The organism is Streptomyces sp. SPB074 (genome assembly GCF_000154905.1).
In the GTDB taxonomy this organism is placed as follows: domain Bacteria; phylum Actinomycetota; class Actinomycetes; order Streptomycetales; family Streptomycetaceae; genus Streptomyces.
On record NZ_GG770540.1, the window covers coordinates 1 to 13,496 of the forward strand.

Annotated in this window: 17 protein-coding genes and 4 pseudogenes; 6 read left to right on the forward strand and 15 right to left on the reverse strand. The window is 71.3% G+C overall.

Translation table 11 applies throughout. The annotated features are described in order from the left end of the window. Positions 1-72: 72 nt before the first annotated feature. The 10 genes and pseudogenes from SSBG_RS29205 to SSBG_RS29245 form a co-directional block, all read right to left on the reverse strand. Complete coding sequence (locus SSBG_RS29205) at positions 73-378, reverse strand: DUF6247 family protein (RefSeq protein ID WP_037872350.1); 306 nt, start codon at positions 376-378, stop codon at positions 73-75. Between the two features lie 74 nt (positions 379-452). Beyond that, a complete protein-coding gene (locus SSBG_RS29210) occupies positions 453-866 on the reverse strand; it encodes a hypothetical protein (protein WP_008749619.1) in 414 nt (137 codons plus the stop codon). Between the two features lie 14 nt (positions 867-880). Next, on the reverse strand, positions 881-1,438 hold the full coding sequence (gene tpg / locus SSBG_RS29215; RefSeq protein WP_008749620.1) for a telomere-protecting terminal protein Tpg: 558 nt from the start codon (positions 1,436-1,438) through the stop codon (positions 881-883). 6 nt (positions 1,439-1,444) lie between these two features. Continuing rightward, positions 1,445-1,837 carry a hypothetical protein gene (locus SSBG_RS29220; protein ID WP_008749621.1) on the reverse strand — a complete coding sequence of 131 codons (393 nt, stop codon included), beginning with the start codon at positions 1,835-1,837 and terminating at the stop codon, positions 1,445-1,447. Between the two features lie 50 nt (positions 1,838-1,887). After that, positions 1,888-4,024 (reverse strand): annotated as a pseudogene (gene tap, locus SSBG_RS29225) (telomere-associated protein Tap). A gap of 109 nt (positions 4,025-4,133) precedes the next feature. Then, positions 4,134-4,274, reverse strand: coding sequence for a hypothetical protein (locus tag SSBG_RS36275; protein ID WP_420790345.1), 141 nt, complete (start codon positions 4,272-4,274; stop codon positions 4,134-4,136). Between the two features lie 205 nt (positions 4,275-4,479). Continuing rightward, positions 4,480-4,689, reverse strand: a complete 210-nt coding sequence (locus SSBG_RS29235; protein ID WP_037872351.1) for a hypothetical protein — start codon at positions 4,687-4,689, stop codon at positions 4,480-4,482. Positions 4,690-4,923: 234 nt separating this feature from the next. After that, positions 4,924-5,094 (reverse strand): hypothetical protein, encoded by a 171-nt coding sequence (locus tag SSBG_RS33485; protein WP_158677846.1) that lies wholly within the window; start codon positions 5,092-5,094, stop codon positions 4,924-4,926. Positions 5,095-5,148: 54 nt separating this feature from the next. Continuing rightward, positions 5,149-5,841: a hypothetical protein gene (locus tag SSBG_RS29240; RefSeq protein WP_008749623.1), complete on the reverse strand. Its 693-nt coding sequence runs from the start codon at positions 5,839-5,841 to the stop codon at positions 5,149-5,151. Next, the gene (locus SSBG_RS29245; RefSeq protein WP_158677847.1) at positions 5,838-6,401 is read right to left on the reverse strand and encodes a sigma-70 family RNA polymerase sigma factor; all 564 of its coding nucleotides are present in this window, start codon (positions 6,399-6,401) and stop codon (positions 5,838-5,840) included. Before SSBG_RS29245 ends, SSBG_RS29240 begins: the two co-directional genes overlap by 4 nt. A 281-nt stretch (positions 6,402-6,682) precedes the next feature. Between SSBG_RS29245 and SSBG_RS35255 the strand changes: the two are divergent. Further along, positions 6,683-6,850, forward strand: a pseudogene (locus SSBG_RS35255) (NADP oxidoreductase); the annotation flags it as partial. A 184-nt stretch (positions 6,851-7,034) separates the two neighbouring features. Here SSBG_RS35255 and SSBG_RS29250 read toward each other — a convergent pair. The 3 genes and pseudogenes from SSBG_RS29250 to SSBG_RS29260 form a co-directional block, all read right to left on the reverse strand. After that, positions 7,035-7,949, reverse strand: coding sequence for a transposase family protein (locus SSBG_RS29250; RefSeq protein WP_008744837.1), 915 nt, complete (start codon positions 7,947-7,949; stop codon positions 7,035-7,037). 122 nt (positions 7,950-8,071) lie between these two features. Then, a pseudogene (locus tag SSBG_RS29255) lies at positions 8,072-8,275 on the reverse strand (hypothetical protein); the annotation flags it as partial. Positions 8,276-8,297: 22 nt separating this feature from the next. Further along, positions 8,298-9,508, reverse strand: a protein-coding gene (locus SSBG_RS29260; protein ID WP_086023026.1) for an IS3 family transposase whose coding sequence is annotated in 2 segments (ribosomal slippage) — positions 8,298-9,217 and positions 9,217-9,508 — 1,212 coding nt in all. Because the reading frame shifts where the segments join, the coding sequence is not laid out codon by codon here. Between the two features lie 68 nt (positions 9,509-9,576). On the opposite strand from SSBG_RS29260, the pseudogene SSBG_RS29270 reads away from it, so the two are divergent. Beyond that, positions 9,577-9,858 (forward strand): annotated as a pseudogene (locus SSBG_RS29270) (hypothetical protein); the annotation flags it as partial. Between the two features lie 153 nt (positions 9,859-10,011). Here SSBG_RS29270 and SSBG_RS33905 read toward each other — a convergent pair. Further along, entirely contained in the window at positions 10,012-10,176 is a 165-nt protein-coding gene (locus tag SSBG_RS33905; RefSeq protein WP_199781481.1) for a hypothetical protein, read from the reverse strand. A 156-nt stretch (positions 10,177-10,332) separates the two neighbouring features. Here SSBG_RS33905 and SSBG_RS29275 point away from each other — a divergent pair, with 156 nt between their 5' ends. The 3 genes from SSBG_RS29275 (at position 10,333) to SSBG_RS29285 (ending at position 11,897) form a co-directional block, all read left to right on the forward strand. Then, the gene (locus tag SSBG_RS29275) at positions 10,333-10,812 is read left to right on the forward strand and encodes a DUF6233 domain-containing protein (protein ID WP_037872305.1); all 480 of its coding nucleotides are present in this window, start codon (positions 10,333-10,335) and stop codon (positions 10,810-10,812) included. Positions 10,813-10,832: 20 nt separating this feature from the next. After that, positions 10,833-11,042 (forward strand): hypothetical protein, encoded by a 210-nt coding sequence (locus tag SSBG_RS29280; protein ID WP_037872307.1) that lies wholly within the window; start codon positions 10,833-10,835, stop codon positions 11,040-11,042. A gap of 279 nt (positions 11,043-11,321) precedes the next feature. Then, complete coding sequence (locus SSBG_RS29285) at positions 11,322-11,897, forward strand: hypothetical protein (protein WP_008749630.1); 576 nt, start codon at positions 11,322-11,324, stop codon at positions 11,895-11,897. A 6-nt stretch (positions 11,898-11,903) separates the two neighbouring features. Here the strand turns inward: SSBG_RS29285 and SSBG_RS35260 are convergent, their stop codons facing one another. After that, on the reverse strand, positions 11,904-12,314 hold the full coding sequence (locus SSBG_RS35260; RefSeq protein WP_234010793.1) for a hypothetical protein: 411 nt from the start codon (positions 12,312-12,314) through the stop codon (positions 11,904-11,906). A gap of 786 nt (positions 12,315-13,100) precedes the next feature. Here SSBG_RS35260 and SSBG_RS36280 point away from each other — a divergent pair. Continuing rightward, positions 13,101-13,289, forward strand: a complete 189-nt coding sequence (locus SSBG_RS36280; protein ID WP_420790347.1) for a transposase — start codon at positions 13,101-13,103, stop codon at positions 13,287-13,289. Positions 13,290-13,496 lie beyond the last annotated feature (207 nt).

Genomic DNA, 13,496 nt, shown 5'->3' on the forward strand with positions numbered 1-13,496 from the left:
CCGCGTGCTCGGGCAGGGCGTCGAGGGCCTTGGCCGCCGGAGCGGAGACGCGGACCGCGTATGGCGACGGGCTCACCCGCGACGGCGGCGGAGCTCCGCCAGGTCGACGGCGTCGCTGTCGTCGCAGCCGGAGGCGACGAACGCGTCGACGGCCGGGGCGTGCGCGAGGCGGCCCTGCCACTCCTGAACGACCTCGTAGAGCCCGGCCAGGGAGAACGTGCGGCGGCTCTCCTCGAGGGCGGCCGCGTAGTCGCGCTCGAAGGCCGGCACCCAGCGGTCCGCGCGCTTGTCGGCGCGCAGCTGGGCGAGGAGTTCGGCCGGCGCCCCGGGCGCGGGGGCGTAGGTGGTGACGGGTGCGTGGTCGGGCTGCGCGCTCATCTGATCCTCCCGGCGGGTTCTCACCTCACCGTACGCGCGCCGGGTGGCCGTGGATGCGGTCATGGGCGGATCCCCTACTCCTGGGTGCCGGGCCGGATGATGTGGCCGAAGCCGAGGGCGTGCGGCCTGGCGTGGTAGCCGAAGGAGTTGAGGATGCTGCCGAGGGCGAGGTGCATCGCTGCGCGGGTGGTGTCGTAGCGGACGACCACGTCCTCGCCCTGGCGGCCGGCGCCCTGCAGGTCGATGGCCGCCTCGCAGAGCCGGTCGTGCACGCCCCAGCTGACGGCGACGTGGTCCTCGTAGAGGAAGACGAGCAGGCCGCCGTCGGGGTCGTCTTCGTGGCCGGGTGCCACCGCGGTGAAGCCGGCGCTCGCCAGGTCGAAGCGCACGTCGGCCGCGAGGGCCTCGAGTTCCGCGCGGTTCGCCGCGCGTTCGGCGTTGTTCTTCGGCTCTGGGTAGGGGTGTGGGTACTGGTGGTTGATCGTCATAAGGGGCTCCGGATTTAGTAGTCGAGATCGAGGTAGTCGATGTCGTTGATTTCTACGTCCGACAGTCCCATGGCGCGGCCGCCGCCGTCCTGGAAATACACTTCTTTGAATCCTTCGGCGACGATTTTGCGCATGTGCTGGTCGCTGGCCCCCGCGTTGCGGGCGTCGAACAGCTGCTGCGCGTACGTCGCGGGGAGGTGCACGGTGAGGCGGCGGAACCGGCCGTCGTCGGTTGATCCGGCGGACGATGTGTAGCCGAACCGGGCCCTCGTCTCCACCGTGATCCCGCCCGAGGTGGCGGCCTGCTTCTGCCGGCGCTTGCGCACCAGCGGCTGCCAGCGGGCCTTGACCGTGTCGTCGATTTTCGCGGCGACGTCCGGGCGGGCGTGCTTGCGGGCCCCGCGCCGGTAGCGGTTGACGGAGTCGGCGGTGACGCCGAGCTCCGCCGCGACGGCCTTGGCGCTGCCGAACTGCTTGATCAGGAACCCGATCTGGCCCTTCAACGTCTTGGGCGGGTCCTTGGTGAACGCCTCGCGGTCGGCCCGCTCGATCGCGTCGTCGATCTCGCCCATCACCCTCTACCGTCCTTCTTCGGGCGTGCTGTGGCCCCAGCGGTCGGGTACGAGGTGCGCGTCGGTGGCCGGGGTCAGGTCGACCAGCAGACGCTCGCCCACGCCCGTGGTGGTGCTGGCGTCGGGGATGAGATAGCCCAGCGTGCGCAGCTCCTTGACGGCCTTGGAGAACGCTTCGCGGCCTTCGGCTGCGGAGCGGTCCCGGCGTGCGAGGCCTGCCAGGGCGCTGATGGTGGGTTCCTGTCCGTCGTCGTAGCCGGTGGCGAGTTCGGCCAGGACACCGCGGGCACGCCACGTCAGGCGCATGTCGCGCATCGCCTGGGCGAACAGGATCGGGTCGTGGACGGGCGGGTTGGTGGGGATGGGCCAGCGCGGTGCGAGGCGGGGCGCGGCAGTCACGGGAACTCCTGCTCAGGGGCGGGAAATGGGGGTGGGTGAGGCGCGGTGGGCTATTCGCCGTCGTCGAGGACGGCGTCGCCGCCCTTGATGTGGCGGGCGGGGTTGAGGCCCTTCTCCATGAGGTCGACGGCCCAGTCCATGCTCTGGACGCCTTCGAGCTTGGCCAGGCCGGGGGTGGGGCCGAGGCGGAAGGCGCCGGGCTGGGGCTTGCCCGAGGTGGCGTAGGGGAGGATGTCGAGGGGGCTGGGGCCGGGGCTGGGGTAGACGACGCAGTCGGACAGCACGGCGAGGGGGAACAGGCCGGTCATCTTCGCCATGTTGAGCATCTTGCGGTGCATGTTGACGCGGGCCTTGCTGATGACGGCGGCGCGGATGTCGGGGCGCCAGGTCGGCCGCATCATGGCCGGCCACGGCTCGCCCTCCTTGTAGTGCTTGCCCTGGGGGTTCTCGAAGAGCTTCCCGATGCCGCCCTTCACGGTGGCCTTGATCGCGGCGAGGACCGCGGCCATCGCGGGGTCGGCGCTCTTGTGCGCTTCCATCGCCGTGAGGAACTGCTCGTCGGTGAGGTCCTTGGTGACACCCAGGTCGGCGAGCGTGTCGACGTAGGCGGTCTTGAGGCGGTCGTGCCAGGGGTCGAGGTACGCGCCGGTTTCCTTGCGCAGGTACGCCTCGAGGGGTTCGACGTTGTGGCCGAGTTCCTGGGCGTAGGCGACGGTGTGGGTCTGGTACCAGGCCGGGCCCGCAGGGCGGGTGCCGTCCGGGGTGAACGGTGAGGGCAGGCGGGGGTCGAGGTCGATGTGGGAGAGGTCCACGAGCCAGCTGCCGGGGACCTTCGGGCTGAACGCGGGGTGCAGGAGGTGGACCGGCTCCGAGAGGCCCACCGTCAACCGGGCTGCGGCGGCGAGGAACGCGGTGTTCAGGTCCAGGCCGATGGCCCAGGGCAGGCGGCAGTCCTCAGCGGTGAGCGTGTCCACGTCCCGCACCCACTGGAACGCCTCCTCGCGGAGGAAGCCACCCTTCCAGCCCGTGCGGAAGACGGCGGGGTGCTCGGGCTGGCCCTCGGGTGGGGCGGGGTCCATCGGCTCCGTACCCAGGCTGCCGGGGTTGAGGCCGGAGACCCAGTTGCCGGTGGCCTCGTCGCGGACGGGCCGGGTGGGCGGGCGCAGCGCCGTCATCAGTTCCAGGCCTGAGACCGCGGTGCTGCCGCGCGGGGTGATGACCCGCTGCGCGTACACGCCCAGGACCCGGGCGATGTCGGCCGGGCCCATCGCGCTGACGCCGGGCCAGGACCGCTCATCCAGCGCGTCCCAGGGCAGGATCGCGAGCTGCACGCACTGACGCTCGCGGCCCTGTGCCTTGCGGTACACCCGCGCCCACGGGCCGAATCCGCGCTGCGTGAGCTGCCACTTGGCCTTCGTGATCTGCTTGAGGACCGGGTGATCCTCGGGCAGGCGCAGGCCGCGCCGGTCCTCCAGACGCTCGGGCAGCCCGAGCTTCGGCGGCCGCGGCCTCGGTGAGGACGATGAGCGGGTCGGCGTCCTTGCCGTAGCGGTGCAGCCTCGGGGCGCCGAGACCGGACTCGCGCAGCGTCCACTCAACGAGCTCCACCACCGTGGTGGCGGGGCAGTCCAGCACCAGCCCGTCCACGCCGTACGCGGAGCCGTCACCGTCGAGGACGGCGAGCGGCCCGTGAGGGAAGCGCGGGTCGACGGCGGGCGCGGCGGCCTTCTTCGCGGCCGGCCGCCGGGACGATGTCGACGGGCGCGCGGCCGCCCGGGCGGGGCGCCCGGGCGCGACATGGGCGGCCGTAGCCTGAACCGGCACGGCGGTCTCCCGCTCCTCCGGGGAGACCGGGCCGGTGAACGTCCCGGGCCCTTCCGGCTCCGGTACGCGGGCCGGGGCCGGAGCGGGCGCAGTGGGGGCGCTGGGGGCGCCGTGGGCGGGGTACTTCGCGGCCCATCCCTTCAGAAGCCGCTGGTATGCCTCCAGGCGCGGCGACTTCGGCTCGGAGCGGCCGTTCTCGTAGTTCTTCACCGTCTGCACGGTCGACTTCAGGGCCTGCGCGAGCCGTGCCTGGGTGATACCAGCGGCCTCACGCAGCCGGGCGCGCTCCGCCGGGGGCGGCAGCTGCGGCTCCTCCTCCAGCAACGCGTCGATGTTCGCGAACAGCTCTTCCTCGGACGCCATCACGGTCTCCTTCCGTACCACCACCCTACCAGTCTTTAGCCCCAACATTTAACCCTGTTGTTTAACTCGATCTAGCGAATGTGGGGGCGGAGGGTGGGCCGTACCCCGATCAGCGGCCCCCTCCGGCGTCACCGCCCGCCACGGCCTCGGGGGCGTCGGCCTGGCGGCGGCGCTCGGTGCGGGCCTGCTCGATCGGGGCCGGTGCATCGTCCGGGGCGACGTCGGTCTCGGGGAAGGCGCGCAGGCTCACGCCCGCATCGCGGCTGACTGCGGCTCCACCGCCTCCGCGATGTGCGGGTCCATCCGCGACGGCGGCGCCGCCTTCCGGTGCGCGGCGAGGGCGCGGCGGTACTGCCCGAGGCGTTCTCCCGGGTGCGCACCGGACCGGTGAGGGCGCGGGCGCGCGGGAGCCGGGCCGGTGTCGCGCGTCGGCATTGTGCCGGGCGCGAGGATCTTCAGATGCGCGCGTGGGCGAGGCTGTCGGCGAGCTGTCCGACGATGTGGACGATCTGCTGTCCGATCTCGGTGGGGGCGAGGAGGAGGCCGAGGACGAGCACGATGGCCACGGTGAGCTTCTCGTCGTTGCGGCTGCGGGCGTGGGTGCGGCGCCGCAGGCGGATGGCGACGATGACGGCCAGGAGCACGGCCACGTTCATGGACACCAGCACGATCGGGTTCCCTCCCCCGGCGACCCGCGGACCGCCCTTGCCCGGCACGAAGGGCAAGCGCCCCCGGCTTTGGATATGACTCGCTGATCAAGGCCCGCACGATTTCCCTACGAAATGGCTGTATCACTCAGGGTGTATGGCTGGGAACGCACAGTTGCGGCAGTTTTGTTGCCGTGCCCCCCGGGGGGCGAGCGGTACGCGGTGCGGGCGCCGCCCGCCCCCCGGGGGCATTCACATGCGGGTGCGGAGCCACAGGCCTACGGCACCGGCCAGGGCCGTGCCGGTGCCGTAGGCCAGCCCTCGTACGAGCTGCCCGAGCGCGAGGGCGCGGTGCTGGCGCAGGCGGGCGGCGAGGGACGCGCGGCGGGGTACGTGTTCGTGGGGTGCGGGGGCGACGGTCATGCTCTTCCTCGGTGGGGTGGGCGGGCGGGGTGTCGGGCCCCGCCCGCGGGCCGGTCAGGGGTGGGTGAGCTGGCGGAGGTGGTGGGCGAGGGCGCGGTCGGGCTGGCCGACGATGACGTCGTCGTCGCCGGTTTCGGCGATGCGCTCGATGGCCATCTCGAGGCCGCTGGTCGGGGTGGCGGGGATGAGGGGGGCGGTGAGGAGGCGGTGGACGGCGTCCTTGTCGGCCTCGGTGAGCTGGTGGGCCCAGTGGGCGGCGTCGCGGATTTCGCCGAGGGTGAGGTGGTGCAGGTGCAGGCAGTGGGCGGCGACGCCGTGTTCGCTGCCGGCGGCGATCTGCCACCAGAATTTCGCGGATTCGGGGTGGTCGGCGAGGTGGAGGAGGCAGCCGTAGATGAAGAGGCCCTCGACGTCCGGGGGTGCCTCGGGGTGGGGGGAGTTCTTGTCGGGCGGGGTCGGCGGGGAGTCGGAGATCCGCTCGATGTGGAGGGCGGCGGCGGGGGTGGTGATGGCCGCGCGGCAGACGGCGTTCAGGCGGGCGGTGGCCTTGGTGGCGCGGTCGAGGTCGTTGTCACCGGGCCGGGCCGGGGCGGTCGCAGCGTCGGTGGACAGGCGGCGCAGCGCGGCCGCGACGTCGAAGGCGGCCGGGGTGCCGGTGCGCACGAGGGGCTGCTCCAGGAGGCCGTCGAGCAGGTCGTCGATCAGAAGGGGCCTGGGGGTGTAGGGCGGGGGCGGGGTGCGGGTCACGGCGTCTTCTTCTTCCTGGGCTCGGTGGACAGGCCGAGTTGGCGGCTGAGGATTTCCTTGGCGCGGCGCAGGTGGTAGTCGACCGTGCGGGGGTTGAGGCCGGTGAAGCGGGCGATACGGGCGGTGGGGTAGCCCAGGAAGTACCGCATGACGACCACGTCGAACTGCCGGTCGTTCAGCGCGGCGATCGCGGCGTACAGGCCGCGCGGGCTGTCGTGGAGCTCGAGCTGCTCGCGGATCGCGGCGAGGTTGTGCTGCCGTACGGGGCCGTTCCTGACGAAGGACGGGTCGCGGCCCTCGATGTGCAGGCGCCACTTGACCTCCGCGTGCAGGAGGAGCAGCGCGTGCTGCTCGGCCTTGCCCTCCGTCGCGATCTGCTCCCAGCTGTCCTGGATCTTCAGGAACGTCTCGTGGACGAGTTCCTCGGCGGCGGCGCGCGTACCAAGCTGGAGCTCGGCGTAGGCGTGGAAGAACTCCTGGTGCCCCAGATAGAAGGCCTGGAGGTCGTAGTCGAGCGGCAAAGGCGCGGCGTGCTCGGACCGCGAGGCGGGGGCACTCACTCGGGCCTCCGGCATGGCAGGGACATCACGAACTCCTCAGCGTCGAGGGACAGATGGCGCCGTGAGGGCGCCGGGACCGGATGCGGTCCTGACCCCACTGAAGCGATTTCGAAGCCCGAACACTCATGCGCCTCAAGGAAAAAGGAATCCGCTCTGTGCGCAACGCTTCACAATGCGCAAGATCAAAAGCCCCACGAAGGGACGCTGAGCAGCAAGAACGACATCACTGAGAGGTCTCGACCAATCACCCTTAGTGGCTTACATCACACCCGCGTGCGCCGTCCCTGCTCGACGAACTCGGCTTCGACGCCGTCGACGCGGGCGGCCTCGACGAATCCTGGCGCCAGCAGCCCGGCACCCCGGTCTACGGGCTGGCCGCGGGCGCCGACGAGGTCGTCGCCGCACTGGCCGCCGCCACCCCGGAGCGTCCAGCGCAATTCCGCGCCTGACCACCCCGCCAGCACCTGCCGGTCCCGCCACGAGAAGACAGTGGCGGGACCCGAGCCCACACCGCCGCCGCCCCGCGCGAGCCCACACCGCCGCCGCGCGGCTTCGCCGGCGCGGCGGCTTGAGGCTGTTACGAGTTGGTGCGTGATAGCGGGTGAGGTGTGTTTGCCCTGCTCACGGCCGTTTTCAGATGCTGGTGTTGCGGTCGGAGACGAGGCCGGCGATGGCGCGGTAGGTGTCGGGCAGGCGGTCGCGGCGATGTGTCCAGCGGGTCAGTTGCTTCCAGCGTTTGTGATCAGCGAGGGCGTGTTCGACGGTGATGCGGTCGGACGAGTGGCCGTGGCGGTCGCGTCCCCGTTGTTCGACTCTGTCGGGCAGTGCTCCCGGCCGGGGTTTTCTCGGCGGCGTGATCGCCTGCCCGCGATGGTCGCGGCTCAGCCCCAGGTAGCCGTCGTCCAACAGGACCTCGACGTCGGGGAAGTGCTGGAAGCAGATGGCGATGCCTTCGTCGCGGGCGGCGGTGGCGTCGTGCATACGCCCAGGTCGTAGGGCATCGGTCCATAACGTGCGGCCCCGCCAGCCGGCGATCACGGTGGCCTTCATCGTGTTCTGCTTCTTCTTGCCCGAGACGAATGCGCGCCGGCCGCCGCGGCCGGCCGGTGGCCGGCGGACCTGGATCTCGGTGGCGTCCAGACGCAGCTCGACACCTTCGGCCTGGGCGTAGGCAAACACATCCGCCGGAGTCCGAAGCCGCAGGCCGGGACGGTCGGGAACCGCGCACCCCCGCTCCGCCAAGAGCGTGCGCACCTCTCCGATCGCCCGGGTGACCGTGGATCGGTCGACACCTGACAGCAGCCCCAGCACCGAGTGCGGCAGGTCGTGCCGCAGGTGGATGAGTGTGGCCACCAACCGGTCGACGAACACCAGCTGATGGCGGGCGCCGGCGCCTTCGGCCCGCTTGCGGGCCCCGCCTCGCACAGCATGGCGGCGACCCTCGACCCCGGCCTGCCACGGCTCGGCCAACTCTTCGACCAAGCAGGCAAGATGACGCCGGGAGAGCCCCGTGAACAGTCGATGCGCCAGCACCACCCGATTGACCATGATCGCCACAGCGGGATCATGCCATCCACGTGGCACGACACCTCACCCGCTATCACGCACCAACTCGTAACGAACTGGTGCGTGATTGCGGTTGAGGCGTGTTTGCCTGATCAGGGGCGTGGTTACGCGTTGGCGGTTCGGTCGGAGACGAGGCCGGCGATGGCCCGGTAGGTGTCGGGCAGGGCCTCTCGCCGGTGCGTCCAGCGGGTCAGCTGTTTCCAGCGTTTGTGGTCGGCAAGCGCGTGCTCGACGGTGATGCGCTTCGATGAGTGTCGGTGCCGGGCCTCTTCTCTGGCGGCGTGCACGTTCGGCAAAGCGATGGGCCTTGACCCTGGAGTTTGAACACGTCTATGCGGCTCGGGCCAGGGTAGTTGAGGTTGGGTGGACGGTGATCTCGTAGGTGATCGGGGCTCGCTGGCCGAGCCGGGAATGACGGCGTCGGGTGTTGTAGCGGGACAGCCAGTGGAAGGCGTCGAGTCGTGCCTCGCGCTCGCTTGACCAGCCCTTTCGGCCCTTCAACGTCTCCCTTTTAAAGCTGGCGTTGAACGATTCGGCGGCGGCGTTGTCCGCGCTGGACCCGACGGCGCTCATGCTCTGCAGGACACCGGCCCGGCGGCAGGCGTCCGCGAAGGCCCCGCTGGTGTACTGGGCTCCGTGATCGGTGTGCATGATCGCCCCGTTCAGACTGCCGCGGGTCCGTTCCGCGGCGGCGAGGGCGTCGATGACGAGCTCGGTGCGCATGTGGTCGGCGATCGCCCAGCCTGCCAGGCGGCGCGAGCACAGGTCGATCACTGTCGCGAGATAGCAGAACCGTCCGCCGCCGACGCTCAAGTAGGTGATGTCACCGACGTACTTGGTGTTGATCTCCTTCGCGGTGAAGTCGCGGCCGATCAGGTCCGGGGCCTTCGCGGTGGCCGGGTCGGCGATGGTGGTGCGGTGCCGGCGCCGCAGACGGACCCCTTCGAGGCCGATGGTCCGCATGATCCTGGCAACGCGCTTGTGGTTGACCGCCTGGCCGCCCTCGTCGCGGAGCTCGGCAGTGATCCTCGGGACTCCGTAGGTGCCGTCGGACTCCTTGTGGGCCTTGCGTATCCGGGCCGCGAGCCGGTCGTCAGCGGCCTGACGGGCCATGCGAGCCGGGGCGGTGCGACGCCAGTAATAGAAACTCGAGCGGGCGATCCCGAGAATGTCGCAGAGCCGCTTCACGCCGTATCGGCGCTGGTGATCCTCAACGAACTGGCAGCGGTTCACCAGCGCGTCTCCGTCGCGAAATACCGGGCCGCCTTGCGGAGGATGTCGCGTTCTTCCTCCAGCTCGCGGATCCTCTTGCGCGCGGCGGCCAGCTCCGCCTGAACCGGGTCACCGGCAGGCTGCGGTGCCGTTGCGGGGGCGGAATGGGCACCGGCGCGGCGTCCGTCGGCGGCCCGGATCCAGTTCCGCAGCGTCTCGGTGTTCACTCCGAGATCGGCGGCGACCGACTTGATCGTCGCTCCCGGACGCGACCGGTACAACGCGACCGCGTCCGCCTTGAACTCGGCGGGGTAATGCTTCATCCCCACAGGGACTCCGTTCTCCTGGACCATCAAGATCCAAGTCTCTCCGGTGTCCAAACTCCAGGGTCAGGGCCCAAGTGCTTCTGGACGACGGCTACCTCGGTCTCCGGCGTGATCACCCCGGCCAGGCGATCACACCGCCCAGAAAACCAAACAAGATCGCTTTGCCGCACGTGCACGCCGCCAGAGAAGAGGCCCGGCACCGACACTCATCGAAGCGCATCACCGTCGAGCACGCGCTTGCCGACCACAAACGCTGGAAACAGCTGACCCGCTGGACGCACCGGCGAGAGGCCCTGCCCGACACCTACCGGGCCATCGCCGGCCTCGTCTCCGACCGAACCGCCAACGCGTAACCACGCCCCTGATCAGGCAAACACGCCTCAACCGCAATCACGCACCAGTTCGTTAGGCTCGCAGACATCACGCTGCGCCGTACGCTCCCCGCCGCCCAGGCCGGGGAGGCGGAGTGAGCCCGCCAGCCGCTCCGGGTCGGTCCGCTCGTTCGCTCAGTCCGCCGGGGTCCACGGCCCGGCGGGCACGGTGCTGTTGCTGCCGCACGCCCAGCAGTCGAAGGTCTCCGGGAGCTCGAAGCGGTTGTTCCAGAATCCTGTGCGCTCGCCGTACAACGTGTTCTCCTCGCCGCACCACCCGCACGTGAACAAGAAGTCCATGCCCGCTCTCCTCGACCCAGCCCACCGGATCCCCTCAGGGTGAAGGCCAGTCGCCAAGGGGACAACCACGCCTCCAGGGGGCCAGAAGGCCGGCGCGTCCCGTGGACGGACGGGAGCCAGCCGGAACCGCGGGACGGACGTGGCAGGCTCGATGCCATGCAGCCCGCCCCCGCACCCGGTCCGCTCGCCGAGGTCCGCCTCGGTGGCGCCTGGGTGCGGGTGACGGTGCGGGCACGTGAGCGCGACGCTCGCGGGGCGTGGTGGTACGTCTGCGAGATCCTCCTCCCCGACCGGGTGAGCACCGGGCGCGGCCCCATCCCGCGGGAGCGCGCCGAGGTCTTCACCGCGCCCGCCCCGCTCGTGCGCCCTGTGCCCGGCGAGGACTACACCGTCCTCGACGACGGGCACGGGCACGAGGGCACGGGCGCGCCGGGGACGGGGCGCGGGCGGTGGCTGGTTGCCGAGGACTACACGGGCGGTGGCGCGCTCGTGCACCGCGCCGACTGCGCGCAGGCCCCTCCCGACGCCGAGCCCGCCGACGACGCCGTCGCCCTCCAGGCCGCCGCCGGGGCCCGGCCCTACCCCGTGTGCCGCCCCGAGACCGCCTTGCGCGCACTGGCCCCCGGGGGGTCATGAGCCGCCGTACCGTACGGCTCATGACGACGAATCCGCGCGACGAGGTGGAAGTCGAGCTGCACGGCGGCACGCTCGACGGCTGGCGGGTGCCCGTGGACCCCGACGATCCAGATCCCTGGACCGCCATCATCAGCGACCACGGCCAGTACCCCGGCGGCCGGAGCCTCTACGCCCCCGACACGGCCGGCACCTGGTGGTGGGTCCGCGACCTGCGCCCCCAGGAGCTGTAGGCGGCCCGCCCAGGCGCGCCCCGGCAAGCCCTCGTGCCGACTCAACGACGCCAGCGTGTCTGTTACGGCTGTTACGCCTACGCCCCACCCCGCCGCACCACCCACCAAACCGCAGGTCACAGGCATAACACCTTCATCTGTTATGCCCGCGCCCCACCGTGGGGGTAACAGACGTAGCACCTGCCTGCCGGGGCGACCGTACGCCGTCAGCTCCCGTACAAAACAGTAGATATAATCGCAATACAATGTGAATGACGTATTGAAGGAGGAGGGAGTGGGATGCCGGAGCGGAACATCGCGTTCGGCCAGTTCGGCGCCCAGGGCGTCAAGGGCCACGAGTTCGTCGCGCGCCGTCTCGACAGCCTCGCGGGGTTCATCGCGTCCCCGGTGGCCACCCGCCGGGGCCTGGCCGCGCGGCTGCGCTACCTCACGAGCAGTCCGCGCCAGCTCGCTGCCGCACGGGAGGCCGGGCTCACGATCTCTGACCGCACGATCAGGGCGCAGCAGGCCGGGACCCGCGCCCCGTCCGCGCGTACGCTCCGCGAGATCGACGCCGCCTATCAGCAGGTGCGCCGTCAGAACGTCGCCCGTCACCTCCTGGCCCGCCTCAACCGGCAGGGCCGGGGGACCCGCGTCGAGTTCCACCCCGTCAACCAGTCCGCGGTTGACCGCCCCCGGCAGCGGGCCGTGGAGTACCGCACCCTGAACGTCCGCAGGTGGGAGCGGATCGTCGGTGCGTGGGAGGCGGGGGACGACGCGGGCCTGGATGCCGCGTGGGTCGACGAGGTCGTGGTCGACCTCGGTTCGCAGTGGGGCCAGTACGAGTACGTCACCAACATCGGCTTCGCCGCCTGAGAAGGGCTACGCCCCCAGGAGGTGACGTGCCTTGCGGGTGGCGCCGTCGAAGACCCCGCACCGAGCCCGGCTCGCGGGGCCCGCCGCTTTGACCAGCGCGGTCCATTCCGCCTCGGTGATCCGGGAGGCCGCCTCGGCCCTGTGAGCGGGGCAGGCGTAGAGGACGCCGTCGACCCGCTCGCGCGGCTCCTCACAGACCGCCTCCAGGCAGACGTCGGCCGGTGCCATGCACTCCATCCACGTAGCCACGCGGCCCCCGTACCGGGCGAGGACTTCCTCCCCCTGCTCGGCGGGGGCCAAGAGCACGGCCGCGTACGCCGGATCCTCACCCGCGCGCAGCCCGGCGCGGAAAGCCAGATGACGCCGCGCATCGTCGATGAAATCCCGCACCTCGGGCGGCAGGGGCTCGGTGGGCATCGGCATCTCCTCGGCGTGCGTGACTCCCCACATGGTCATGCATCCAGCCGCCCGAGGAGAACGAAACGCCGCCCCGGGCGGAGACGTCCCCGCCCGGGGCGGCGCGTACGGCGTGGACATCGACCACCACCTACACGGCCCAGGGCGCGCCGAGTGCGGCGAGCTGGCCGCGTTCGTCCTCGCCCAGCGTGCCGAAGCGAGCGCGGCGACGGCAGACCGTGTTGCCGTGCGCGGTGACGCGCCGGACGGCTGCGGCACCGCGTACAACGGGGTGGAGGGCCGGCCGAGATACGGCCGACCCCGGGTCCGCGCGGAAGGCCCCGCGTCCTCGCGGGTTCCCGCCAGGACCGCCCGGAGGACCGACGAGGCCACATCACGCTCAGCGCGCTCGCGGCGTCGGCGCGCGCCAAGGCCGAGAGGTGGCCCTCCGCGGCTCAGGCCTCCCGCGACTTCGGCGTGGCGTCGTCGACCCAGTGGTACCGCATCAAGGCGGTGTAGTGCGGGGGGCTCGCGGGCGAGGTCGCACGTCCACGGCTCCCAGTCGATGTCCTTGTGCCGGGGGATCTCCGGCGCGAGGCACAGCGGCTGCTCCTCGGCGCGGCGGAAGCGGAGCGCGAAGGCGTCCCCACCCGTACCCCGGTGAAGCGCTCCGCCCCGTAGCCCGCGCGGTTCAACGCGCGCACGCAGACGGGCCCGAGCCGCGCGTAGTTCTCGGCGAGGACGGCGTACCCGCCACCGCGCCAGTCCGTACCGGACGCCCAGACGCTGTGCACCACCCCGCGAGTGGTGGATCATGGTCGGGTAATACGTCGCCATGAACTGTCCGATGAGGAGTGGGAGTTCGTTCGGCCACTGCTGCCTGTGTCCTTGCGGGGGCGGAAGCGGTTGGACGATCGAAGGGTGCTCAACGGGATCGTGTGGAAGTTCCGCACCGGCACGGCCTGGTGGGACGTGCCTGAGCGGTATGGGCCGTGACAGACGCTGCACACCCGCTTTCGCCGGTGGGCCCTGGACGGCACCTTCGAGCGGATGCTCCGGGCCGCGCAGGCCCAGGCGGACGCGGCCGGGGACATCGAGTGGCTGGTGTCGGTCGACTCCACCGTCTTACGTGCCCACCAGCATGCCGCCGGGGCCCGAAAAGGGGGCGCTGTAGCCCATGCCTCGGACGCTCGCGGGGTGGCC

What these genes read in the sequence shown, in the direction of transcription:
- SSBG_RS29250 (WP_008744837.1), bottom strand. Translation starts at nt 7,949, where the DNA reads ATGGTCAATCGGGTGGTGCTGGCGCATCGACTGTTCACGGGGCTCTCC.
- SSBG_RS29275 (WP_037872305.1), top strand. Translation starts at nt 10,333, where the DNA reads ATGCAGCCCGCCCCCGCACCCGGTCCGCTCGCCGAGGTCCGCCTCGGT.
- SSBG_RS33905 (WP_199781481.1), bottom strand. Translation starts at nt 10,176, where the DNA reads ATGGACTTCTTGTTCACGTGCGGGTGGTGCGGCGAGGAGAACACGTTG.
- SSBG_RS29285 (WP_008749630.1), top strand. Translation starts at nt 11,322, where the DNA reads ATGCCGGAGCGGAACATCGCGTTCGGCCAGTTCGGCGCCCAGGGCGTC.
- SSBG_RS29205 (WP_037872350.1), bottom strand. Translation starts at nt 378, where the DNA reads ATGAGCGCGCAGCCCGACCACGCACCCGTCACCACCTACGCCCCCGCG.
- SSBG_RS29280 (WP_037872307.1), top strand. Translation starts at nt 10,833, where the DNA reads ATGACGACGAATCCGCGCGACGAGGTGGAAGTCGAGCTGCACGGCGGC.
- tpg (WP_008749620.1), bottom strand. Translation starts at nt 1,438, where the DNA reads ATGGGCGAGATCGACGACGCGATCGAGCGGGCCGACCGCGAGGCGTTC.
- SSBG_RS29210 (WP_008749619.1), bottom strand. Translation starts at nt 866, where the DNA reads ATGACGATCAACCACCAGTACCCACACCCCTACCCAGAGCCGAAGAAC.
- SSBG_RS35260 (WP_234010793.1), bottom strand. Translation starts at nt 12,314, where the DNA reads ATGCCCACCGAGCCCCTGCCGCCCGAGGTGCGGGATTTCATCGACGAT.
- SSBG_RS33485 (WP_158677846.1), bottom strand. Translation starts at nt 5,094, where the DNA reads ATGACCGTCGCCCCCGCACCCCACGAACACGTACCCCGCCGCGCGTCC.